The 23089-nt window shown below is 73.0% G+C and carries 20 protein-coding genes; 9 read left to right on the forward strand and 11 right to left on the reverse strand.

What is annotated here, in order from left to right; genetic code table 11:
• Positions 1-243: 243 nt before the first annotated feature.
• Positions 244-1551, forward strand: coding sequence for a cytochrome P450 (locus ACRRSS_RS10825; RefSeq protein WP_435970996.1), 1308 nt, complete (start codon positions 244-246; stop codon positions 1549-1551).
• Positions 1552-1631: 80 nt separating this feature from the next.
• Here the strand turns inward: ACRRSS_RS10825 and ACRRSS_RS10830 are convergent, their stop codons facing one another.
• The 3 genes from ACRRSS_RS10830 to ACRRSS_RS10840 are packed head-to-tail and all read right to left on the reverse strand — an operon-like array spanning position 1632 to position 4031.
• Entirely contained in the window at positions 1632-2591 is a 960-nt protein-coding gene (locus ACRRSS_RS10830) for an ADP-ribosylglycohydrolase family protein (RefSeq protein ID WP_435970997.1), read from the reverse strand.
• Positions 2592-2595: 4 nt separating this feature from the next.
• The gene (locus tag ACRRSS_RS10835) at positions 2596-3048 is read right to left on the reverse strand and encodes an ABA4-like family protein (protein WP_435970998.1); all 453 of its coding nucleotides are present in this window, start codon (positions 3046-3048) and stop codon (positions 2596-2598) included.
• A complete protein-coding gene (locus ACRRSS_RS10840) occupies positions 3045-4031 on the reverse strand; it encodes a hypothetical protein (RefSeq protein ID WP_435970999.1) in 987 nt (328 codons plus the stop codon). Before ACRRSS_RS10840 ends, ACRRSS_RS10835 begins: the two co-directional genes overlap by 4 nt.
• Positions 4032-4149: 118 nt before the next feature.
• On the opposite strand from ACRRSS_RS10840, the gene ACRRSS_RS10845 reads away from it, so the two are divergent.
• On the forward strand, positions 4150-4779 hold the full coding sequence (locus ACRRSS_RS10845; protein ID WP_435971000.1) for a MerR family transcriptional regulator: 630 nt from the start codon (positions 4150-4152) through the stop codon (positions 4777-4779).
• A 385-nt stretch (positions 4780-5164) separates the two neighbouring features.
• Here the strand turns inward: ACRRSS_RS10845 and ACRRSS_RS10850 are convergent, their stop codons facing one another.
• Positions 5165-5998 carry a siderophore-interacting protein gene (locus ACRRSS_RS10850; RefSeq protein ID WP_435971001.1) on the reverse strand — a complete coding sequence of 278 codons (834 nt, stop codon included), beginning with the start codon at positions 5996-5998 and terminating at the stop codon, positions 5165-5167.
• A gap of 82 nt (positions 5999-6080) precedes the next feature.
• The gene (locus ACRRSS_RS10855; protein WP_435975301.1) at positions 6081-6986 is read right to left on the reverse strand and encodes a 5'-3' exonuclease; all 906 of its coding nucleotides are present in this window, start codon (positions 6984-6986) and stop codon (positions 6081-6083) included.
• A gap of 406 nt (positions 6987-7392) precedes the next feature.
• Here ACRRSS_RS10855 and ACRRSS_RS10860 point away from each other — a divergent pair, with 406 nt between their 5' ends.
• The 4 genes from ACRRSS_RS10860 (at position 7393) to ACRRSS_RS10875 (ending at position 12016) form a co-directional block, all read left to right on the forward strand.
• On the forward strand, positions 7393-8571 hold the full coding sequence (locus ACRRSS_RS10860; RefSeq protein WP_435971002.1) for a quaternary amine ABC transporter ATP-binding protein: 1179 nt from the start codon (positions 7393-7395) through the stop codon (positions 8569-8571).
• Positions 8564-10363, forward strand: coding sequence for an ABC transporter permease/substrate binding protein (locus ACRRSS_RS10865; RefSeq protein ID WP_435971003.1), 1800 nt, complete (start codon positions 8564-8566; stop codon positions 10361-10363). The genes ACRRSS_RS10860 and ACRRSS_RS10865 overlap by 8 nt, the downstream gene beginning before the upstream one ends.
• Before the next feature lie 175 nt (positions 10364-10538).
• The gene (locus tag ACRRSS_RS10870) at positions 10539-11090 is read left to right on the forward strand and encodes a helix-turn-helix domain-containing protein (protein ID WP_351899825.1); all 552 of its coding nucleotides are present in this window, start codon (positions 10539-10541) and stop codon (positions 11088-11090) included.
• A 188-nt stretch (positions 11091-11278) separates the two neighbouring features.
• Positions 11279-12016 (forward strand): helical backbone metal receptor, encoded by a 738-nt coding sequence (locus tag ACRRSS_RS10875; RefSeq protein WP_435971004.1) that lies wholly within the window; start codon positions 11279-11281, stop codon positions 12014-12016.
• On the opposite strand, the gene ACRRSS_RS10880 is transcribed toward ACRRSS_RS10875, so the two are convergent.
• Entirely contained in the window at positions 11943-13124 is a 1182-nt protein-coding gene (locus ACRRSS_RS10880) for a TDT family transporter (RefSeq protein ID WP_435971005.1), read from the reverse strand. The genes ACRRSS_RS10875 and ACRRSS_RS10880 overlap by 74 nt on opposite strands.
• 70 nt (positions 13125-13194) lie before the next feature.
• Here ACRRSS_RS10880 and ACRRSS_RS10885 point away from each other — a divergent pair, with 70 nt between their 5' ends.
• Complete coding sequence (locus ACRRSS_RS10885; protein ID WP_435971006.1) at positions 13195-14295, forward strand: LysR family transcriptional regulator; 1101 nt, start codon at positions 13195-13197, stop codon at positions 14293-14295.
• 172 nt (positions 14296-14467) lie between these two features.
• Here the strand turns inward: ACRRSS_RS10885 and ACRRSS_RS10890 are convergent, their stop codons facing one another.
• Positions 14468-16099 (reverse strand): amidohydrolase, encoded by a 1632-nt coding sequence (locus ACRRSS_RS10890; protein WP_435971007.1) that lies wholly within the window; start codon positions 16097-16099, stop codon positions 14468-14470.
• A 68-nt stretch (positions 16100-16167) separates the two neighbouring features.
• Positions 16168-16905: a TetR/AcrR family transcriptional regulator gene (locus ACRRSS_RS10895; RefSeq protein WP_435971008.1), complete on the reverse strand. Its 738-nt coding sequence runs from the start codon at positions 16903-16905 to the stop codon at positions 16168-16170.
• Between the two features lie 69 nt (positions 16906-16974).
• On the opposite strand from ACRRSS_RS10895, the gene ACRRSS_RS10900 reads away from it, so the two are divergent.
• A complete protein-coding gene (locus tag ACRRSS_RS10900; protein ID WP_435971009.1) occupies positions 16975-18429 on the forward strand; it encodes a purine-cytosine permease family protein in 1455 nt (484 codons plus the stop codon).
• Between the two features lie 18 nt (positions 18430-18447).
• On the opposite strand, the gene ACRRSS_RS10905 is transcribed toward ACRRSS_RS10900, so the two are convergent.
• The 3 genes from ACRRSS_RS10905 to ACRRSS_RS10915 all read right to left on the reverse strand — a co-directional run bounded on the left by ACRRSS_RS10905 (position 18448) and on the right by ACRRSS_RS10915 (position 21605).
• Complete coding sequence (locus ACRRSS_RS10905) at positions 18448-19134, reverse strand: gamma-glutamyl-gamma-aminobutyrate hydrolase family protein (RefSeq protein WP_435971010.1); 687 nt, start codon at positions 19132-19134, stop codon at positions 18448-18450.
• Positions 19135-19172: 38 nt separating this feature from the next.
• Positions 19173-20630 (reverse strand): ethanolamine permease, encoded by a 1458-nt coding sequence (gene eat, locus ACRRSS_RS10910; RefSeq protein ID WP_435971011.1) that lies wholly within the window; start codon positions 20628-20630, stop codon positions 19173-19175.
• 246 nt (positions 20631-20876) lie between these two features.
• Entirely contained in the window at positions 20877-21605 is a 729-nt protein-coding gene (locus tag ACRRSS_RS10915) for a FadR/GntR family transcriptional regulator (protein ID WP_435971012.1), read from the reverse strand.
• 89 nt (positions 21606-21694) lie between these two features.
• On the opposite strand from ACRRSS_RS10915, the gene ACRRSS_RS10920 reads away from it, so the two are divergent.
• Complete coding sequence (locus tag ACRRSS_RS10920; protein WP_435971013.1) at positions 21695-23059, forward strand: glutamine synthetase family protein; 1365 nt, start codon at positions 21695-21697, stop codon at positions 23057-23059.
• The last annotated feature ends 30 nt before the right edge of the window (positions 23060-23089 follow it).

Raw genomic sequence — 23089 nt, forward strand, 5'->3', positions numbered from 1 at the left:
TCAGTTGGGGAGGGGACGTCCATGACCACACAAGCCGGTCATCCGCACGCCGGAACACCGGACGAGGGGCCGTCGACAGGTGCAGGGGGGCCGGTCCGGACGGCGGCTGCGGCTCCGCCCGGGGCCTCTGAGCTGGCTGAGGCCGAGGCTCCGCCCGGGGCCTCCGGGCCGGCCGGGTCCGCGACTCGGCCGTCGGCTGACGCTCCGGCTCCGGCTCCGGTTGTCGTCGACGGGCCCCGGGGGATGCCCCTCCTCGGCAGCCTGCCCGCCTTCGGCAAGAACCCGCTCGCCTTCTTCGAACAGCTCCGGGACCGCGGCGACTTCGTCCGCTGGCGCTTCGGCCGCAAACCGTCTCTCTTCATCGCCCACCCCGACACCGTCGGCGAACTCCTCACCGAGGTCGAGCATAGCTTCGACCAGCCGGACCTCGGCATCGCCTTCCGTACCCTCCTCGGCAACGGCGTCATCGTCTCCAAGGGGGCGGACTGGCGACGCAAGCGCTCCCTGGTGCAGCCCTCCGTCCGCCCCAAGCAGGTCCGCTCCTACGCGGCGACCATGACGGAGTGCGCCGTCGACCTCGCCGACCGCTGGACCGACGGACAGCACATCGACATCAAGAAGGAGATGGCCGCCCTCACTCAACTCGTCGCCGTCCGCACCATCTTCGGCGTCGACACCGCCGCCGACGCCGACGCCATCGGGCAGGCCATGGACGTCGCGCAGAAGGAGATCGGCGCCGAGTTCAGCGGCATCGGAGCGATACTGCCCGACTGGGTCCCCACCCCGGGCCGCGCCCGCATCAAACGGGCCACCGCCGTCATCGACGCGGAGGTGTCCCGTGTCGTCTCCCGCCACCGCGACGGAGAGACCGAGCGCCCCGACCTCCTCAGCCGACTGCTCGCCGCCCGGGACGAGACCGGAGCCCCCCTCTCCGACCAGGAGATCCGCGACGAGACCGTCACCCTCTACATCGGCGGCCACGAGACCACGAGTTCCACCCTCGTCTGGGCCTGGTACCTCCTCTCCCGCAACCCCCGGGTGCGGGACGCCCTCACCGAGGAGCTCGACCGGGTCCTCGCCGACCACGAACCCGGCTACGACGACTACGCCTCCCTCACCTACACGCAGGCCGTCATCAAGGAGACCCTCCGCCTCTACCCGACGATCTGGCTCCTCACCGGCCTCGCCAAGGAAGGCGCCACGCTCGGCGGTATGCCCGTACCCGCCGGCACCCGCGTCTGGTCGAGCCAGTGGGCCACCCACCGCGATCCCCGCTGGTACGGCGACGCCGAGGCCTTCCGGCCGGAGCGCTGGATCGGCCAGGGGGGCGAACCCGCGGAGGAGATACCCGAGTACGCGTGGTTCCCCTTCGGCGGAGGACCCCGCGTCTGCCTCGGCACCCGGTTCGCCCTCGTGGAGGCCGTCCTGGTCCTCGCCGTCCTCGCCCGCCGCTACCACCTGGACCTCACCGCCGACGAGATCCTCCCGGTCCCGAGCCTCACCCTGCAGCCGGACCGCGACGTCCTGGCGACGGTCCACGCGCGGGGCTGACGCGGGGCGGGGGAGGGGAAGGGGGAGGAGGACAGGGCCGAGGAGCGCAGGGGCGCGGAGCGCAGGGAAGAGGGCGAGGCTCAGGCGGGGTCGGTGGTCAGATCGATCGCCAGCTGCCGGAGGTCGTCGGCGCGCAGGACCCGTTCGCCGCATCCCGGAAGCGGGACATGCAGGGTGGCCGTCCAGCGGGCGGGGATCGCGGCTGCCCCGTACACGGCGCCCGCGAGCATGCCGGTCACGGCCGCCACCGTGTCGGTGTCCCCGCCCAGGTCGACAGCCGCGACCAGGGCCTCCTCGAAGGAGCCTGTCGTACGCAGCGCCCACACCGCCGAGCCGAGGCAGGGCCAGACCGCGCCGTTGAACTCGGTGGCGTCGTCCGGGTGCCAGTCGGGTGTCAGGGCCGCCGCCCATCGCTCCCGGTGCGCCGGGTCCACCTCCGCGAGGGTGGCGGGGACGGCGGTGACGGGGTCCTCGCCGAGGAGGGCGACGCGGACCAGCTCGTGGAGGATCGCCGTACCCTCCCAGGCCGCACCGTCCCCATGGGTCAGCGCGCTGAGGCGGCGGGCGGCATCCATCGTCGCGGTCCGGCCCCGCGCCGCGAAGTACACGGCGGAGGTCGAGGCGCGCATCAGCGAACCGTTGCCGGCGGCCCGTGCGTTGAGCTGGAAGTACATGGCGGCGGCGAGGTCCCAGGGGTCTCCGCCGAGCAGGACCTGTTCGGTCTGGAGGCCGATGTCCTTGGGGTCGGCCGCCGCCCAGCGGCGGAACCGGTCGAAGACGTCCGGCAGATCGAGCCCACCTCGTTCGAGGAGCGACTCCCCGACGAGGACGGCCATCTGCGTGTCGTCGGTGGCCTCGCCCGGATCCCAGCCGCCGCCCCCGCACAACTCCCCGACACCGTCGGGTAAACGCTCCCGGAAGACACCCGGGAGCCCGAACTCGAAGGGAGCGCCGAGGGCGTCGCCCGCGGCTGAGCCGAGGACGGCGCCGACGGATCGGTCACGTCGAACGTATCGGCCGGAGCGATGGGTGTCTCGCATCCGGTCAGCGTAGAGCGGGCTCCTGGGCTCGTGTCCGCGCCCTGGACGTCCACACCGCGCGGACCACCAGGAACAGTGGCAACCCGATGGGGGAGAGGAGGATCGTCAGAAGCAGCAGCGGGGCCATCAGGAGGGGTGGGACGGAGAGGCGGCGGGCCTCGCGGTACATCCACTGGCCGAGCAGCAGGTCCCAGGCGATGATCTGCGCCCAGATCGCCCCGGCCCCGTTGCCCAGTGCCACCAGGTCCCGGAAGGCGTCGATGTCGGGGCTGCTGACCGCCGTCCACAGCTCTGGTGCGACGGGGGCGGCCAGGACCGCCCAGAGGACCAGGAGCGGGAGGACGGTCAGGGGTGAGGCCGCGACGCGCTCGGTGATCCGCCAGGTCGGCGCACAGATCATCAGCAGCCAGACGGGCGCTGCCAGGAAGAACGTCAGCTCGAAGAGGAAGCCCGTCATGACGTGAACTCCTGGGAGGGGTGAGGGGTGGGGGTGGGGGCGGAGGGGGTGGGGGTGGGGGAGGGGGAGGCCCCCCGGAGGGAGAGTGCGGTGGCCGCGGCGCCGAGCAGCACGATCGCCCCCGCTCCCGCCAGCGTCACTCCGTCCGGTGCGAGCAGTGCCTGGCCGCGCAGCGCCTGCCAGGTCAGCAGGACGAAGGTCGCCGCGTACGCCGCCGCGGCCGTGAGCGTGAGCCGGAGCCGTACCCGCTCGTCCGCGAGGCGGGTGAAGCGCGGCGCGAGTGCGGCCAGGACGAGCAGCAGCAGCGGGAGCAGCTGGAGCGCGTGCATGCCGAAGAAGTGGGCGACGCGCAGGTCGCCGCCGTTGCTCGCCCAGCCGGTCAGCGGCATCGACGGGCCGCCGTCCGGGACGCCGACGGAGTGGGCGCCGGAGATCGGCGTGTTGTCGTCCGCCAGCTGTTCCGGAGTCGGACGCACCATCAGGAAGCCCACGGCGGCGCCCGCCAGGGCGATCAGCGAGGAGAGCCGGACGGCCCGGGCCATGGCCCGGTCGAGGATCCGTGCGCGCAGCAGGAGGGCCGCGATGACCAGGGCGCCCAGCCACAGGATGACGACGGTGGCGCCCATGATCTGGAAGACGGCGTCGTCGAAGGGGGTCGAGTGGTTGAAGTGGCTCTGTTTGCCGCGGATCACCTGGAGGGTGATGAGCACCATCTCGGCGGCGCTGGCGACGGCGACCACCGTTCCGGCCCACCAGCCGACCCGGCGTCCTCGGGGCAGCAGCGAGAGCATCCAGGCGAGCGAGAGCGCGTACGCGACGAACGAGACGGAGAACTTGAACGGCTTGGTCCAGATCGGTACGCCGACCAGGATGCGGTCGTCGACGAGAATGCCGACTGCGGAGATCAGGGCGAGGACGCCCATGGAGGCGGCGAACCAGACCAGTGGTCGGTGGAGCCGGGTGAGTGAGGGCAGCGAGGACATACCTATCCCCCCGTGGGATGTATGGATAGCGGCACTAGCCACTATCTGATAGCGCCACTATCTATGATGGGGGTGCCGGTCGGCAAGGCCGGAGCAAGGCCAGGAAGGTGAACACGCGGTGCGCATCGGAGAGTTGAGTCGCAGGGCCGGGGTGTCCGTGCCGACGATCAAGTACTACGTACGAGAAGGGCTGCTGCCGGCCGGTGAACTGACGAGCCCGAACCAGGCCGCGTACGGGGAGACGCACGTCCAGCGCCTCCGCCTGATCCGGGCGCTCCTCGATGTGGGCGGCCTGTCGGTCGCCAGCATCCGCGAGGTGATCGGCGAGATCGACGACCCCGGGAGGCAGGTGCACAAGGTGCTGGGCACGGTGGCCGGCCGACTGGTGCCCCGTTACGAAGAGCCGGGCTCCGGAGTCGAGGAGGCGCGGGAGCAGGTCGCCGCGCTGATCGAGGCGCGCGGCTGGCGCACCCAGCCGACCGGCCCCGCCTCGGAGGCGCTGGCGGTGGCGCTCGCGACCCTGGAAGAGGTCGGCCATGGGGGGTTCGCCGAGGTACTGGACGTCTACGCGGACGCGGCGGAAGGGGTGGCGCGGGCGGACCTGGAGTACGTGTCGCGCAACGTGGCGCGTGAGGAGCTCGTCGAGAGCGTCGTCGTCGGAACGGTCGTCGGTGACGCGATCTTCTCGGCCCTACGGCGCATGGCCCAGACGGACGCCTCGGACCGCACCTTCGGGCAGACGACTTAACGACTTAACCCGGACGACGCGGCCCGGCAGCTCGGCCGGGGCGACTCGGCCCGGACGGCTCGGCCCGGACGGCTCGGCCCGGACGGCTCGGCCCGGACAGCTCGGCCCGGACGACTCGGCCCGGACAGCTCGGCCCGGACAGCTCAGCCGGGAGGGCCTAGTCGGGACGACGTAGTGCGGTCCGTGCGTGGGCGGGCGTCATGGCCCGGCCTTCGCGCGGACAGACGTCCTGGCTCGGTCCCCGGCCTGGGTGGCGGAGGCCGCACCCCTGAGGAAAGGGCCTGGGGCCCGGGGGAGTCGGCCCCCGGGCCCCAGGCCTCGGTTCCTCTGCTGTCGCGTCGGGTCCAGGGGCAGGGGCTCGTTCTCCGCCCGGCCCGCCGCGAGGTCAGTTCTCCTGCTCGCGCTCCACCTGGTCGTTCCACTCGCGCTTGATCGCGCGCCACGCCTCGTCCGACTTCCCCAGGCGCCAGTAGCCCGAGATCGACAGGCGCTCGCGCGAGATCTCGCGCTCGAGGCGCAGATGCCGGCGGAGCTCCTTCACGAAGCCCGCCTCGCCGTGGACGAACGCGTGCACGTCGCCCGCCGGGAACTCCAGCGCCTGGACGGCCTCGACGAGGGCCTCGCCCGGCGCCCGGTCGCCCCGGTGCAGCCACGTGACCTCGATGCCGTCCTCCGTCGCGAACTTCTGCTCCTCGGCGGCGTCGGAGATCTCCACGAAGGCGTGCACGCGCGCCCCGGCGGGCAGCCGCTCCAGAGCCACCGCGATGGCCGGCAGCGCGCTCTCGTCGCCCGCGAGCAGGTGCCAGTCCGCCTCGGGGGCCGGCGCGTAGCCGCCGCCGGGGCCGAGGAAGCGCATCGTCTCGCCCTCCGTGGCGCGCGCCGCCCACGGGCCCGCGAGGCCCTCGTCGCCGTGGACCACGAAGTCGATGGTCAGCTCGCGGTGGACCGGGTCCCAGGCGCGAACGGTGTACGTCCGGGTCGTCGGCCACTGCTCGCGGGGGAACTCCTCCCGGATCCGGTCCATGTCGAACGGCTCCGGGTACGCGACCCCCTCGGGGGCGAAGAGCAGTTTCACGTAGTGGTCGGTGTACTCGCCGACCTCGAAGGAGTCGAGCCCGGGACCGCCCAGTACGACCCGCACCATGTGCGGGGTGATCCGCTCGGTGCGCACCACGCGCGCTTCGGTGGCCTTCGGTGCCTTGCGGGGCTGCTCTGCCACGAGGGGCCTCTCCTGACTCGACGTACTTAGGTATGCCTAAGCTAGCACCCCGGGGTGAGGTCGCCCCAGTGGTTTGTTCCCGTCAGCGCTCCAGGACGGGCAGCAGACGGCCCACCGCGCCGCCGAGACCCCAGCGCTTCACCAGCGCGTCGAGCGCCGCCGGGTCCCGGGGGGCCGTCGGCAGCGTCGCGTCGAACTCCGGCAGAGGGACGTCCCCGGCCACCCGCACCACCGTCGGCGCGACGTCCAGGTACGCGGCCGCCTCCACGATCCCGCGCCGCTTCGCCGGCGTCAGCTTCGACGTCCGGTCCTCGGCCGCCGCGCGCACGCCCGCCAGGTCCCCGTACTCGGTGATCAGCTGCGCCGCCGTCTTCTCGCCGATGCCCTTCACCCCGGGCAGGCCGTCGCTGGCGTCCCCCCGCAGGGCGGCGAAGTCCGCGTACTGGTCGGGGCGCACCCCGTACTTCGTGCGGATCAGTGCGTCGTCCACCAGGTCGCAGTCGCCGACGCCCTTGCGCGGGTACAGCACCCGTACGCCCCGTGCGTCGTCCACCAGCTGGAAGAGGTCCCGGTCACCGGTGACGATGTCCACGGGTCCCGCTGCGCGCCCCGCGAGCGTCCCGATCACGTCGTCCGCCTCGTAGCCGGCCGCCCCGATCCGGGCGATGCCGAGCGCCGCCAGGACCTCCTCGATCACCGGCACCTGCGGGGAGAGGGTGTCGGGGATCTCCTCCTCGTCCGGGCCGGTCTCCGTCTCCGCGGCCACCCGGTGCGCCTTGTACGAGGGGATCAGGTCCACCCGCCACTGCGGCCGCCAGTCGTCGTCCCAGCAGGCCACGAGGTCGTCCGGGTGGTGGTCCTGGACGAGCCGGGTGATGAAGTCGAGCAGCCCGCGCACGGCGTTGACCGGCGAGCCGTCGGGGGCGCGGACCGCGTCCGGCACGCCGAAGTAGGCGCGGAAGTAGAGGCTGGCGGTGTCGAGGAGCATCAGGCGTCGCGTCACCCCTCTTATTTTAGGGCCCGGTTCACCTCCGGGGCCGCTGGTGCCGGGCCCGGAGGGCCGACCGGGGAAAGGCCTCACGGCTCCTGTGCCGCTGAACCCTTCCCCTCTGCACACCCCACCGCACCCCCTCTGCACACCCCACCCCGCGCCCCCTCTGCGCACTCCACCGCACCCCCACCGCAAACCTCACCCCGCACCCCCGGGTGACCCCCGTCACCTTTGCGTTTGCACCCTGTGAAGGGGGGCAGGCGCGAGCCCGGAGCGGAGCCCTGTACGGGATTCAACGAATGGATCCCCGTACGCGACGGGTCCGCGGGCCGATCCCGCCCGCTCCACGGCCCGGCCGCGCGGGGGTGGCGGGGCCGTTCTCGTCGCTACCCGTGAGGTTTATGTGTCCAGGCTGCAGGCCGACCACCTGTTCAAGGTGTTCGGTAGACGACCCGACGAAGCCGTCCGCAGGCTCGTCGCCGGTGCCGACCGCGAGGAGCTGCGTGCCGAGGGGACGACAGCAGCCGTCGTGGACGCCGGTTTCGTCGTCGAACCCGGCCAGATCTTCGTCGTGATGGGGCTCTCCGGGTCCGGCAAGTCCACCCTGCTGCGCATGCTGAACGGCCTGCTCGAACCCACCGCGGGCCGGGTCCTCTACGACGGGCGTGACCTGACCGCGCTCTCCCCCCGCGAGCTGCGCACCGTCCGGTCGACCAAGATCAGCATGGTCTTCCAGCACTTCGCGCTGTTCCCGCACCGGAACGTTCTGGAGAACGCCGCCTACGGCCTGGAGGTCCAGGGGGTCCCGCGCGCCGAACGCGAGACCCGGGCCACCGAGGCCCTCGAACTGTGCGGCCTCGCCGGCTGGGAGAAGTCCTGGCCCGACGAGCTCTCCGGCGGTATGCAGCAGCGCGTCGGCCTGGCCCGCGCGCTCGCCACCGATGCCGACCTGCTCCTCATGGACGAGTCCTTCAGCGCGCTCGACCCGCTCATCCGCCGCGACATGCAGGACCAGCTCCTCGTGCTCCAGCAGCGGCTGAAGAAGACCATCGTCTTCATCACCCACGACCTCAACGAGGCCATGCGCCTCGGCGACCGCATCGCCGTGATGCGGGACGGCCGGATCGTGCAGCTCGGCACCGCCGAGGACATCCTGGTCCGCCCCGCCGACGACTACGTCGCCTCCTTCATCCAGGACGTCGACCGCTCCCGGGTGCTGACCGCCTCCGCCGTCATGACGGCCGGTGCGACCCCGGCCGACTGCCCCGCCGACTGCCCCTGCGAGGCCGTCGGGCCGGACACGCTCGTCGCCGATCTGTGCGCCGTCGCCGCCCGCGCCCCGCACCCCGTGACGGTCGAGGGCGCCGAGGGCACCCCCCTCGGAGTCGTCGCCACGGAGCGCCTGCTCGGCGTGATGGGCGGGCTCGGTGCCACGGCCGTACCGCGGAAGCCGAACACGCCGGACGTCCGGAACACCCAGGCCGCCCCGGACACCCCGGAGGTGCCGGACACCCCGGAGGTGCCGGGCAGCCCGCGGGGCTCGGCCGCCAAGGACCTCCAGGAGGTGACCGCCCGTGCCTAGGCTTCCCCTCGGCGAGTGGGTCGACAGCTCCGTCGACTGGCTCCAGGCCCAGTTCTCCTGGCTCTTCGACGCCGTCAGCACCGGCGTCACCGGTCTCTACGACGGCATCGACGCCGTCCTGTCCGCGCCGCATCCGCTGCTCTTCGCCGGCATCCTCGCCGTCATCGCCTGGTGGCTGCGCGGTCTCGCCCCCGGTGTCCTCGCCTTCGCCGGATTCGCGCTCGTCGACTCGGTCCAGCTGTGGGACGAGGCGATGGCGACGCTCTCCCTCGTCCTCGTCGCCACCCTGGTGACGCTGGTGATCGCGGTACCGCTCGGCATCTGGGCGGCCCGCTCGAAGACCGTCAGCGCCGTCCTGCGACCGGTCCTCGACTTCATGCAGACCATGCCCGCCATGGTCTACCTGATCCCCGGCATCATCTTCTTCGGCGTCGGTGTGGTCCCCGGCATCATCGCCACCATCGTCTTCGCGCTGCCCCCCGGTGTGCGCATGACCGAGCTGGGCATCCGTCAGGTCGACGGTGAACTCGTCGAGGCCGCCGAGGCCTTCGGCACCACCCCGCGCAACACGCTCCTGCGCGTCCAGCTCCCGCTCGCCCTCCCGACGATCATGGCCGGCGTCAACCAGGTCATCATGCTCGGCCTCTCCATGGTCGTCATCGCCGGCATGGTCGGCGGCGGCGGGCTCGGTGGCGCGGTCTACCGCGCCATCGGCAACGTCGACATCGGTCTCGGCTTCGAGGCCGGAGTCTCGATCGTCGTCCTCGCCATGTACCTGGACCGGATGACCGGCGCCCTCGGTCAGCAGGTCTCCCCGCTGGGCCGTCGCGCCGCGGCCAAGGCCCGCGCCGCCCTGAGCGCGAAGCGGCCCGGGGCGAAGATCTGGGCCCACCGCCCGCAGCCCGTCACCGCGCTCGTCGGCGTCGTGGTCCTCGCCCTGGTCGCCGGCGGAACCGGCTTCCTCGGCACCGGCGGGACCGGCACCGCGACCGCCGGCGGCAACGGCAAGAAGGTCAGCATCGGCTACATCCCCTGGGACGAGGGCATCGCCTCCACGTACCTGTGGAAGGAACTGCTCGAACGCCGGGGCTACGAGGTCGACACCAAGCAGCTGGAGGCGGGCGCCCTCTACACGGGCCTCGCCGGCGGCCAGCTCGACTTCCAGACCGACTCCTGGCTTCCCGTCACCCACGCCCAGTACTGGGAGAAGTACAAGAACAAGCTGGAGGACCTCGGCTCCTGGTACGGCCCCACCTCCCTGGAGCTCTCCGTCCCCTCGTACGTGAAGGGCGTCGACTCCCTCGCCGACCTCAAGGGCAGGTCGGGGCAGTTCAAGGGCCGGATCATCGGTATCGAGCCCAGCGCCGGAATGATGGGCATCCTCAAGGACAAGGTCCTGAAGGAGTACGGCCTCGAAGGCGAGTACAAGGTCGTCGACGGCTCCACGCCCGGCATGCTCGCCGAGCTGAAGCGCGCGTACGAGCGCAAGGAACCGGTCGTCGTCACGCTCTGGTCGCCGCACTGGGCCTACTCCGCCCACGACCTCAGGAAGCTCGACGACCCGAAGGGCTCCTGGGGCGAGGGCGATGGCGTCCACACCCTCGCCCGAAAGGGTTTCGCCGCCGAGAACCCCGAGGTCGGCACCTGGCTGAAGAACTTCGAGCTCACCGAGAAGCAGCTCACGGACCTCGAAGCCGTCATCCAGGAGACCGGCAAGGGCAAGGAGCAGCAGGCCGTCCGTACCTGGCTCGACCGCAACCCGGGGCTCGCGGAGAAGCTCACCCCGCAGTAGCCGCCCGACGTCCGACAGCGACCGGTGAACGGTTCCTGTCCGAAAAGGGGTGGTCGCCGAACGTGTTCGGCGACCACCCCTTTTCGTCACGACGCGAAACCCCGCCCCAAAGCTGCGTAAGGTTCAGGTAACCGCCCGGTACGGATACGCACGAGGCACGAGGGAGGGAGCCGACATGGACGAGAAGGAATCACCCCGCGTGGGCGCGGCCGTCAAGAGGCGACGCAGAGCGCTCCAGCTCACCCTGGCCGTGGTCTCCTCCCGCAGCGGCCTCTCGGTGCCCTTCCTCAGCCAGGTCGAGAACGACCGCGCCCGCCCCAGCCACCGCTCCCTCGGCCTCGTCGCCGAGGCCCTGGAGACCACGGCCGACGAGCTCCTCGCCGCCGCCGAGGCCTCCCGCACCGTCGACGTCGTACGGGCGGAGGAGCGCTCCCCGGCCCTGCCTCCGGGCGTTCGGGCGATCGTCCGCGGCCGCCACCAGCTGCACGCCCTGGAGTTCACCGGCGAGCAGGACGCGGGACGAGAGTTCCAGCACCGCAACGACGAGCTGCTGTACGTGGCCGACGGCGCCGCCGAGGTCGAGGCCGAGGGACGGGCGTACCGGCTCGGCCGCGGCGACACCCTGTACCTCTCCGGTGGGGTACGCCACCGCTGGCGCGCCACCGAACACGGCACCCGCCTGCTCGTCGTCGCCGTCGCGGAGCACGTCGAGGCCGAGGAGCAGTGACGGCGGCGCGGCGGGAGCCGGTGCCGCCGGCCCCCTCCCTCGCCGCACCGGGCGCCGACTCCGTCGTTGTGCCGACAACCGACCCTCTCGCTGCGCCGGGAGCCGACCCTCTCGCCGCGCCGGGAGCCGCCTCCCCCGCCGTACCGAGAAGCGGATCCGTCGTGGTGCCGAGGGCCGGGGCTCCCGCCGTGCCGAGAGTCGTCTCCCTCGTGCCGTCCCTGACCGAGGCCGTCGCGGTCACCGCGCCCGGCGTCCTCGTCGGGGCCACGCAGTGGTGCGGCCACCCCGCCGGCCTCGACGTCGTCAGGATCGGCGGCACCAAGAACCCGGACGTCCCCGCGATCACCGCCCTCCGCCCCGACCTCGTCCTCGCCAACGAGGAGGAGAACCGCGCCCCCGACATCGCCGCGCTGCGCGCCGCCGGGCTCGACGTCCTCGTCACCGAGATCCGCACCCTCGACCAGGGCCTGCGCGAGCTGGAGCGGGTTCTGGCCGCCTGCGGCGCGCCCCGCCGGCCGCGCTGGCTCGACGAGGCCGAGGCCGCGTGGGCGGCGGTGACCCCGGCGGTGGCCTCCCCCGACGGCGGGCCGCTCACCGCCGTCGTACCGATCTGGCGGCGCCCCTGGATGGTCCTGGGCCGTGACACCTTCGCCGGGGACCTGCTCGCCCGCCTCGGGGTCCGCAACCTGTACGCCGACCACCCGGACCGCTATCCGCGTCTGCCGCTCGACGAGCTCCGGGCCGCCGCTCCCGACCTCGTCGTCCTGCCCGACGAGCCGTACCGCTTCACGCGCGACGACGGCCCCGAGGCCTTCCCCCAGGTCGCCGCCGCGCTCGTCGACGGACGACACCTCACCTGGTACGGGCCGTCACTGGCACGGGCGCCGCGGGCACTCGCGCGGGCCCTGCGAGCAGCGCACCGCTGAAGAGACCCCGCAGGGTGTGGCCGCCGGCCACCAGCCAGGCCGCGACGAGGAACACGTACAGGCCGATCGCGAGCCACCGGAAGGCGGCGAGTCCGGTGTGCTGGGCGAGCCCTTCGGCGCCGGTCACGCAGGTCCCGACGGGGAAGGTGAAAGCCCAGAAGGTCATCGCGAAGCCCATGCCCCGGCGGCGCGCCCGCAGCACCAGCGCCCCGGCGAGCGCCAGCCAGAGGAGCGCGAAGCCCATGACGGGGACGCCGTAGAGGACGGCGAAGGAGGCGAAGCCGTGGGCGTAGGGGGCGGGCAGTACGCCCGGCGCCACGTCGGCGAACTTGTTCGCGGCGGTCGTCGACTGGCCGAGGGGGCCGAGGACGAGGAAGAGGGTGGGGGTGAGCGCGAGCGGCAGCGGCCCACCGGTCACGAGCCTGCCGAAGACGAGCGGCAGCATGACCAGGGTGGCGAGCAGGCTCACGCCGAACATCGCCCAGCAGGCGAGCAGCAGGGTCTCCTGGGCCGCTCCGGCGGGCAGGTGCGGCACGAGCAGGGGGCCGAGGGCGGCCGAGACCATGGGGGCGACGACCGGCAGCAGCCACACGGGGGAGGCGCTCTCGATCCGGTGGTGCACCACCATGAGGTACGGGATGCCCACCGCGGCCGCCAGGCCGACGACCGTACCGACGGTGAACAGGACGGCGTCGAGCGCTATGGCCGCCGGGAGCCCGATCCAGTCCCTGCCCACGATCATCGCGCCGCCGCCGACGGCGAGCAGCGCCATCGACAGACAGCCGTAGAACGGTGCCACGGCGGGGTCCAGGAGGTGGGCTCGGGCCTGGTCGCGGTGGTGGATCCAGTGCGCCGCGCGGGCGGTGACCAGGACGAGCAGCATCGTGAGGGAGAGCGCCCAGACGGCGGCGCAGGCGGTACGGAGACCGGGAAGGTCCAGCGGCAGGCCGGCGCCGGCGTTGGCCACGATGGCCGTGCCCATCACGGAGGCGTACCAGTTCGGTCCGAGGTGACGGACGGAACGGGCGGAACGGGCCGGAGAGACGGCCGGACGCGCGCCGGGGGTGGTGGCGCCGAGGGCCGGACGGGGAGGTGCGAGGCTTGCCATGGCTCCACCGTCGCCCGATTTCCGGGCCCCCACCAGGGATCATGCGGCTATGACGTCATAAGCTGGCTTTATGAGCCGGGAAGCGCGGGACAGCGGGGCGTACGGGGGCGAGCCGGGCGGCGCCGAGCCGGGCGACGACAGCCCGTCGCGCGGTGGTGCGCCAAGCGGCGGTGCGTCACGCGGTGGTGCGTCCCGCGGCGGTCAGGTGGCGCGTGGCGCCGAGTCGCGCGGCGGTGGGGCGTACGGGGGTGAGGTCAGGGGCCAGCTCCACCACCGGGTCCCGGACCTCGGCGCGCTCGAACTGCTCCTCGCCGTCGCCCGCCACGGGAGCCTCGGCGCCGCGGCCCGCGAGGTCGGCATCACCCAGCCCGCCGCCAGCAGCCGCGTCCGCTCGATGGAACGGCAGCTCGGAGTGGCCCTCGTCGACCGCTCGCCGCGCGGCTCACGGCTCACCGACGCGGGCGCGCTCGTCACCGACTGGGCGCGGCGGATCGTCGAGGCGGCCGAGGCCTTCGACGCGGGCGCCCAGGCCCTGCGCGGCCGGCGCGACTCGCGGCTGCGGGTGGCCGCGTCGATGACGATCGCCGAGTACCTGCTGCCGGGCTGGCTGATCGCGCTGCGCGCCGGACGCCCCGACACGGCCGTGTCGCTCCAGGCCGGGAACTCGGCGGTGGTCGCGGAACGGCTCCTCGCCGGCGAGGCGGACATCGGCTTCGTGGAGGGGCTAGCCGTGCCGGACGGCCTCGACGGAGTGGTCGTCGCGCACGACCGGCTCGCGGTCGTCGCGGCGCCCTCGCATCCGTGGGCCCGCCGCCGGGGCCCGCTGGACCCGGCGGAGCTGGCCGCGACCCCGCTGGTCCTGCGGGAGCGCGGCTCGGGCACCCGGCAGGTCCTGGACGCGGCGCTCTCCGGCCACGGCGGCCTCGCGCAGCCGCTCCTCGAACTCGCCTCCACGACTGCGGTGAAGGCCGCCGCCGTCAGCGGTGCGGGACCGGCCGTGCTCAGCGAACTCGCGATCGCCGAGGAGCTGGCCTCCCGCCGTCTGGTCGCCATCCCCGTCGAGGGCGTCCAGCTGCGCCGCGACCTCCGGGCGGTGTGGCCCACCGGTCACCGCCCCACGGGCCCGGCCCGCGACCTGCTGTCCCTGACCCGGGCCCGGCCGGCGGGCTGAACGGGGGCCCACCGGCGGTCTGTCAGGCAGCCGACCGGCCGACCGGGCGGGCTGAGCGGTGGCCCTCCGGCGGGCGTGGCCCACCGGCGGCCTGATCCGTGGCCCACCGGCGGTCTGTCAGGCAGCCGACCGGCCGACCGAACCGCCGCCGACCGGCCCGCTGGCAGAGGGGTCAGACCCCCGCCGCCCGGTGTGTGATCCGCCCGTCCAGGACCGTCAGCAGGACCGGAAGGTCCGGCAGGTCCGTCGGCGGCGTGGTGAGCGGGTTCTCCGCGAAGGCCGTCAGGTCGGCGCGGAAGCCGAGTGCGAGCCGGCCCGCCTCGTGTTCCTCGCCCGCCGCGTACGCCGGTGCCGTCGTCATGCCCCGCAGTGCCTCAAGGGCCGTCAACGCCTGCTCGGGTCCGTGCGGGGCCTGTCCGAGATCGCGGCTCGGGCGCCGGTGCCGGGCCCCGGCCATCACGCCCAGCGGCGGGAACGGCGCGATCGGCCAGTCGGAGCCCAGGACCACCGTGGCCCCCGAGTCGACCAGGTCCCGGCAGCGCCACGCGCGCGACGCGCGTTCCTCGCCGAGCCGGCGCGACCAGTTGTCGGTGTGGTCGGCGCGCGTGTAGTCGCAGCAGTGGGTGGGCTGCATCGAGGCGAGGACGCCCAGCTCCGCGAAGCGGCGCAGGGTGTCGTCCGGCACGGTCTCGATGTGCTCGACCCGGTGCCGTACCCCGCCGTCGGCGCCGACCCGCGCCTTCTCGACGGCGTCGAGGGCGTGCCGGACGGCCGCGTCGCCGATGGCGTGCGTGGCGGTGGTGACGCCCGCCCGGTGCAGCTCGCCGACGATGTGGGTGTAGGCGGCCGGGTCCGGCCAGAACGCGTGCGTCGACTCGCCGTGGCAGTCGGGGTGTTCCAGCCACGCGGTGCCGTTGTCGATGGTCCCGTCCATGAAGAGCTTGACGCCCGAGACCCGCCACAACGAGCCGCCCGTGCCCTGCTGCTCGATCAGGGCCCGTACGCCGTCCGCGTCGGTGCCGGGCTGGCACCAGGGCGCCACGCGGAGCCGCAGCGCCAGCTCACCGGCCGCGTCGAGCTCTCCGTACAGCGCCAGGCTCTCGCCGTTGGCGTCCATGGCGTGACCGCCGGTGAGCCCGGCCGCCGCCATGGCCCGCAGCGCCGCCGCGAGCCGCTCCCGGCTCTCCTCCGGTGTCGGGCGCGGGGCGACCCGTTCCACCAGCTCGCACGCGGCGTCCTCCTGGAGCAGGCCGGTCGGACGTCCGTCGGAGTCGCAGACGACCTCGGCGGAGGCCTGCTCGAAGGTGCGGGGGCCGTCGACCCCGGCGAGTTCGAGCGCCCGGCGGCTGGCGAGCGCCGAGTGGGCGTCGAAGAGCAGCAGGAAGGCCGGGATCCCGTCGAGTACGGAGTCGAAGGGGGCGATGCCGACGGGCCGGCCGCCGAAGACGTTGGGGTCGAGGCCCCAGGCGAAGAGCCAGGCGCCGCGGTCGAGGGTCCGCGTCTCGCGGGCGAGGGCCTCCCGTACGTCGTCGAGGTCGGAGCAGTACGACAGGTCCAGGCCGTGGGTCAGTTCGGCGCCGGACACCGGGTGGAGGTGGCCGTCGACGAGACCGGGGGTGAGCACGGCTCCGTGGAGGTCGACGACGGTGGTGGCGGGGCCCGCGAGCGCGCGGATCTCACGGTCGTCGCCCAGCGCGGCGATCCGGCCGTCGTCGGAGACGGCGAGCGCGGTCTCCGGCAGGAACGCCCCCGTGCCGGGGTCGAGCAGACGGGCGGAGAGCAGGACGAGTCGGGTGGTGCGCACGGTGGGGCTCCAGGGGGAGGACGGGAAGCGGTACGGGGAGGGTGCGGGCCCCCGGTGGGGGAAGCGGGTCAGGAACCCTCGGCCGGCGGTGGTACGTCGGTGGGGGCGGCGGGCTCCGCGGGCTCCGCGGGTTCTGCGGGATCGGTGGGCTCCGCGGGTGCGGGCTCGGGCAGCCGCTCCACGTCCGTGAGGGCGCCGTGCCGCAGGCCCAGTTCGCGTTCCGCCGTCGTGAGGGCCATCCGGGTCACGGCCTCCGGCCGGTCGGTCCGATCGGAGTTGGCGTGGGCGCCGAGGCCGTCGAGCACCACCAGGATCTGGATGGCCGCGGCACGCGGGTCGTCCGTGCGGAATTCGCCGTCCGCGACGCCCTCGCGGATGAGCTGTTCGAGTCGGTCGTCGGAGGCGAGTTCCTGTTCGGTGACCCGGTCGCGCAGGACGGGCCGGTAGCGGCTGAGGTGCCGGGCGTTGATCCAGAGGCGGCTGATGTCGTCGTACGCCTCGCCCGCCGAGAGGGCGAAGTAGCGCGCGAGCCACTGCGCGGGGGTCCCGTGGGGGCGGTGGGCCGGGAGCAGGGCGTCGAGCTCGCCGGTGGCGGCCACGCTGAACGCCTCACCCACCAGATCGTCCGCCGACGGGAAGTAGTGGCTGATCAGGCCGGGGCGTACGGCGAGCTCGTCGGCGATCCGCCGCAGGGTGACGCACTCGAGCCCCTCGGTCAGGGCGATCCGGGCGGCGGTCTCCACGATCTCCGCCCGCCGGGCTTCCGGGGTTTTCCGAACTCGCTTGCGCTGGACGCTTGACGACATACCCCGAATGCTATTGAGTGTGCGACCAATAAGCAACCAGGTGGGCACCACACGCATCCGGAGGGCCGCATGGCTTCCACGATCCCCGACCCGCCCCCCGGCCCTCAGGGCGCACAGGTCACCCCGCGGGACACCGATCGGCCGGGCCGCGTCGAGGCCCACGGCATCGACCACATTCCCGATTCCGAGCGGCACGGCCATCCCCGTGAGCTCTTCTCCGTGTGGGCCGCGGCGAACGTCAACTACCTCAGCCTCGTCATCGGCGGCGCCCTCGTCCTGATGGGCCTGAGCCTCTGGCAGGCCGTCGCCGCGATCGTCGTGGGCAACCTCTTCTGGGTGCTCACCGGCATCCTCGCGACCTCGGGACCGGCCGCCGGCGCGCCCAGCGAGGTGATCACCCGGGCCGTCTACGGCGTCCTCGGCAACCGTGTGAACAACGCCGTCGGCGGCTGGCTGGTCTCCGTCTGCTACTTCGCCCTCAACCTCGCCGCCGCGGCCGCCGCCGGCTTCGCGCTCGTCGAGAGGGCCGGCCTCACGCCCACCACCCCCGTCAAGGTGGCCGTGGTGGTGGTCATCGCCGCGCTCACGCTGATCATCAGCGTCTACGGACACGGCCTGATCATCAAGCTGTACCTGCCGATCACGCTGGTCCTCGCTGGGGTCTTCACCGTCGTCGCGTTCGCCGTCCTGCGGCACGCCGACCTCTCGTACGCCCCCGCCGCGCCGCTCACCGGCACCGACCTCTGGGCCCTGCTGCTCGCGGGCACCACGATGATCGCCTCCGGCCCGCTCTCGTACACCACGAGCGCCGACTTCTCCCGCTACCTGCCCCGGACGGCCTCGAAGAGGGCGATCGTCGGCTGGACCGCGTTCGGCGCGTTCCTGCCCAGCGTCGTCGTCTCTGCGCTCGGGGCCCTCGCGGCCACCGCCGTCGACATGACCGACCCCCAGACCGCGCTCCAGGAGATCCTGCCCGGCTGGTTCGTGCCGGTCTTCCTGCTCGCGCTGGTGCTCGGCACCATCGCCATCAACGCCCTGACCGCGTACAGCGCCGGGCTCGCGCTCCAGGCCGTCGGCCTCCGCGTCCGCCGCTCCGTCAGCGTCCTCTTCGACGGGGCCGTCGCCGTCGCCCTCACCCTCTACGGGCTGCTCGTCTCCAACTTCCTGGACACCGTCAGCAACGCGCTCCAGGTGATCGTCGTCCTGAGCGGTCCCCTGATGGCGGTCTACGTCACCGACATCCTGCTGCGCCGCGGCCGTTACGACGGTCTCGCGCTCTCGGACGAGACCACCGGCAGCCCCTTCTGGTACCGGGCGGGCGTCAATCCCGCCGGTGCGCTGGCCCTCGTCGGGGGCGTCGCCTCGGCGTCGCTCTGCGTCGACACCCTCTACACGGGCCCGGTCGCCGCCGCCCTCGACGGCTTCGACCTCTCCCTTCCCGTCGGCATGGCCGTCTCGGCCGCCCTGTACGCGCTCCTCATGCGGGACGACCCCGAACTCCGCGCCGCCCGCGCCGCGGTCTGAGCGGGAGCGCGCACCCGGTCAGGACCGTCCGAGGGCGGCCCGTACCAGCCCCCGCATCACGCGTGTGTCCTCGCCCATCTCCGGATGCCACTGGACGCCGAGGGCCCAGGCCGGGGCGTCCAGTTCGACCGCCTCCACCGTGCCGTCCTCCGCGTGGGCCGAGGGCGTGAGCCCCGCGCCCAGCCGGTCCACGGCCTGATGGTGGTAGGTCGGGACCTCGGTGAGTTCCGGCACCAGGGACGCGTAGCGGCTGCCCGGCACGGGCTTCACCGCGTGCCGGCCGATCACCCCGACCGCCTCCACGTGCCCGTCCAGGTGCTGGACCAGCGTCCCGCCGAGCGCCACGTTCAGGAGCTGCATGCCCCGGCAGATCCCGAGCAGCGGGGTCCCGGAGGCCAGGGCCGCGTCGATCAGGGCCAGCTCCCAGGTGTCCCGCTCCCGGGCCGGCGGGCCGGTACGGGGGTCGGGTTCGGCCCCGTACCGCACGGGCTCGACGTCCGCCCCGCCCGCGACGACCAGCCCGTCGAGCCGGGCCACCACCGCCGGCGCGGTCTCCGGTCCGTCCGGCGGCAGCATCACCGCCATCCCCCCGCTCTCCTGGACGAGCCGCGGATAGGGGGCGGGGAGCAGCGCGGCCCGCATGTCCCACACCCCCCAACGGGCCTGGTCCAGGTAGGTGGTCACGCCGATGAGCGGCTTGGACACGGAACGTCCTCCAGAGCTGTGGTGCGGGGTACGGGGGATCAGTCGCGTTCGAGTTCGGCCTCGGCCGCCGCGAGCGCCGCGAACTCCTCCTCGGGCGCCCTGGCCACCAGATGGTGCCGACTGTAGAACGCGAAGTAGGCGAGGGCGATCACGTACACCCCGAGGGCCATGAACGCCGCGGTCCGGTCCACCAGGAAGGTCGCGACCAGGGCCGACAGGGCCAGGACGAAGGCCACCGACGAGGTCGCGATCCCGCCGGGCGTGCGGTACGGCCGGTGCAGGCCCGGTTCGCGGCGCCGCAGCACGATGTGGGAGAGCGCCATCAGGGCGTACGAGATGGTGGCGCCGAACACGGCGATGTTGAGCATCCGTGCCCCGTCACCGGTCCCGGCGGCCAGCGCGAAGCCGATCGCGCCCGGGATGAGGAGTCCCAGGTAGGGCGACTTCCGGCGGCTGGTGAGGGAGAGGAAGCGGGGCAGGTAGCCGGCGCGGGAGAGGGCGAAGAGCTGGCGGGAGCCGGCGTAGATGAGGGAGAAGAAGGAGGCCACCAGACCGGCGAGGCCCGCGTAGTTCACGAAACGGCTGAGCGCGGTCGGGTCCCCGTCGCCCTGGAGCGCCACGACCAGCGGGTTGCCGGCCTCGGAGACGGCGGCCGAGCCGCGCGCCCCGGTGGCGGCGAAGAAGGTCATGACGGCGAGCAGCACCAGGACGCCCATGGAGATCGCGAGCGCCTTCGGCATCGACCGCACCGGGTCCTTCGCCTCCTCGGCGGCGAGCGGCACGCCCTCGACGCCCAGGAAGAACCACATGCCGAAGGGGAACGCGGCCCAGATCCCGAGCAGGCCGTACGGCAGCCAGGAGTTGGAGCCGAAGGCCTCGCCGTCGACCGGGATGTCGTTCAGGCCGTCGACGTGGAAGTCGGTGAGGGCGCCGAGCGCGAAGACGACCAGGGCCGCGACCGCGATGGCCGTCACGACGAGGCTGAAACGCAGCGCCTCGCCCACGCCCCACAGATGGATCCCGATGAACAGCGCGAAGCAGACCAGGTAGACCGGCCAGCCGGACTCCAGGCCGAAGAGGCCGAGGGACTCGACGTAGTCGCCGATGAAGATCGAGATCGCGGCGGGCGCCAGGATGTACTCGATGAGGATGGCGGTGCCGGTGAGGAACCCGCCCCAGGTGCCGAGCGCCCGGCGGGCGAAGCCGTAACCGCCGCCCGCGGTGGGCAGGATGGCGGAGAGTTCGGCCAGCGCGAAGACCAGACAGGCGTACATCGCGCCCATCAGGACGGTGGCGACGGCGAGCCCGCCGAAGCCGCCCTTCGACAGACCGATGTTCCAGCCGGAGAAGTCCCCGGAGACGACGTAGGCGACGCCGAGTCCGGTGAGCAGCAGCCAGCCGGCGCTGCCGCGGCGCAGCGTCCGGCGTTCGAGGTAGTCGTCCTTCGGTGGGGTGGTGCCCCCGGGTGTGCTCCCGGTCGTGTCTTCGAGCGTCATGGCTGCGTCAGCTCCCCGCAACGGGCCCAATGGATTGAGGCCATACCTTTGCGTCGGCCCGGCCGGAACGCAACCCCCGTGCGTTACTTTCGGGTTACGGGGGCGCTTTCGGACCGGACGGGCCCGCGCCTCGCGCGGCGGGACCACCGGCGGGACCTCCGGCGGGACCTCCCGCTCCTCGCGCGGCCGGGCCGCCCGCTCCTCGCGCCGGCAGATCGCCCCTTCCCGCGCCGACGGGCCACCTCCTCAGGTCAGGAAGCCCCGCAGCAGCGCCGCCGTGCCCGAGCAGTGCTCGCGCATCACCTCGCGCGCCGCGTCCGCGTCCCCGTCGAGGACCGCCTCCACCAGGGCGGTGTGCTGGTGCTGGGAGTGCTCCAGGTTGCGTACGAGCAGCGGGATGCAGTCGAGCAGGTCGTTCACGGCCGCCCGGACGGCGGCGTACTGGGCCGTGAGCGTCGGCGAGCCCGAGAGCTCGGCGAGCGTGAGGTGGAGCAGGGTGTCCTGGCGCCGGTAATCGGCCAGCGGGGCGTCATGGGTCGCCGCCACGGCGGTCCGCAGCCGCTCTGCGCCCGCCGCGTCGAGGCCGTGGGCCGCGCAGAGTCCGGCGGCCCCCACCTCCAGGACCTCACGGAAGCGCAGGGTGTCCTCCACGTCGACCGAGGCGATCCGGCGGCGCAGCTCGTCCTCGTCGGCCGTCTGGACACGGGGGAGTACGAACGTTCCGCCGTAGCGGCCGCGCCGGCTCTCCACGAGCCCCTGCTCCTGGAGGACCTTGAGGACCTCGCGCAGCGTCACCCGGCTGATCCCCATCCGGTCGGCCAGCTCCCGCTCGGCGGGCAGCCGCTCCCCGCCGGGCACGAGCCCGAGCCGTACCACCTGGAGGATCTGCTCCAGGGCCTCCTCGAAGCCGTTGCCCGCCCGGACGGGCCGCAGCACGGGCGTCAGCCGGTCCGCCGGTTCACTCGTACGGGACACGTTCTCGATTCCCCTTCGTCAGCACTTCCCAAGCAATGGTCTTCCGCAATACCTTATGGCTTCCGGCAGGCCGAAGGAGGAGCAATCCCGTGGCAGACCGCAAACCCCCGCTCACCGTCGAGGAGCTCCGTGCCCTCGTCGCGAGCGGCGAGATCGACACCGTCGTCCTGGCCTTCCCCGACATGCAGGGGCGGCTCCAGGGCAAGCGGTTCGCCGCCCCGTTCTTCCTGGACGAGGTACTCGGCCACGGCACCGAGGGCTGCAACTATCTTCTGGCCGTCGACACCGAGATGAACACCGTCGAGGGCTACGAGATGTCCTCCTGGGACCGCGGCTACGGCGACTTCGCGATGCACCCGGACCTCGCCACCCTCCGCCGCCTCCCCTGGAACGAGGCCACCGCCATGGTGACGGCGGACCTCGCCTGGGCCGACGGCACCCCCGTGGTCGCCGCACCCCGGCAGATCCTCCGCCGCCAGCTGGAGCGCCTCGCGGAGCACGGCTTCACCGCCCACGTCGGCACCGAACTCGAGTTCATCGTCTTCAAGGACAGCTACGAGCAGGCCTGGGACGCCAACTACCGCGGCCTCACCCCCGCCAACCAGTACAACATCGACTACTCCGTCCTCGGCACCGGACGCATCGAGCCCCTCCTACGCCGCATCCGCAACGAGATGACCGCGGCCGGACTCACCGTCGAGTCCGCCAAGGGCGAGTGCAACCCCGGCCAGCACGAGATCGCCTTCAAGTACGACGAGGCCCTCGTCACCTGCGACCGGCACGCCGTCTACAAGACGGGCGCCAAGGAGATCGCCGCCCAGGAGGGCTACTCGCTCACCTTCATGGCGAAGTACAACGAGCGCGAGGGCAACTCCTGTCACATCCACCTCTCCCTCCAGGACGCCGAGGGGAAGAACGTGATGGCCGGGGACGACGCGCACGGCATGTCCGCGACCATGCGGCACTTCCTCGCCGGACAGCTCGCCGCCCTCCGCGACTTCTCCCTCCTCTACGCCCCCAACATCAACTCGTACAAGCGGTTCCAGCCCGGCTCCTTCGCGCCCACCGCCGTCGCCTGGGGCCACGACAACCGCACCTGCTCGCTCCGGGTCGTCGGCCACGGCCGCTCCACGCGCTTCGAGAACCGCCTCCCCGGCGGTGACGTCAACCCGTACCTCGCCGTCGCGGGCCTGGTCGCCGCCGGTCTGTACGGCATCGAGCAGAGGCTCGAACTCCCCGATCCCTGCACCGGGAACGCCTACACCGCCGAGTACGCGCACGTCCCCACCACCCTGCGCGAGGCCGCCGAACTCTGGGAGACCAGCGAGATCGCCAAGGCCGCCTTCGGGAGCGAGGTCGTCGCCCACTACCGCAACATGGCCCGCGTCGAACTCGACGCCTTCGACGCGGCGGTGACCGACTGGGAACTGCGCCGCTCCTTCGAACGCCTCTGAGCCCCGTACGGCTCCGGCCCGCCCCCAAGC

Origin of the sequence: Streptomyces sp. Qhu_M48 (assembly GCF_051305195.1) — a bacterium.
Classification (GTDB): domain Bacteria; phylum Actinomycetota; class Actinomycetes; order Streptomycetales; family Streptomycetaceae; genus Streptomyces.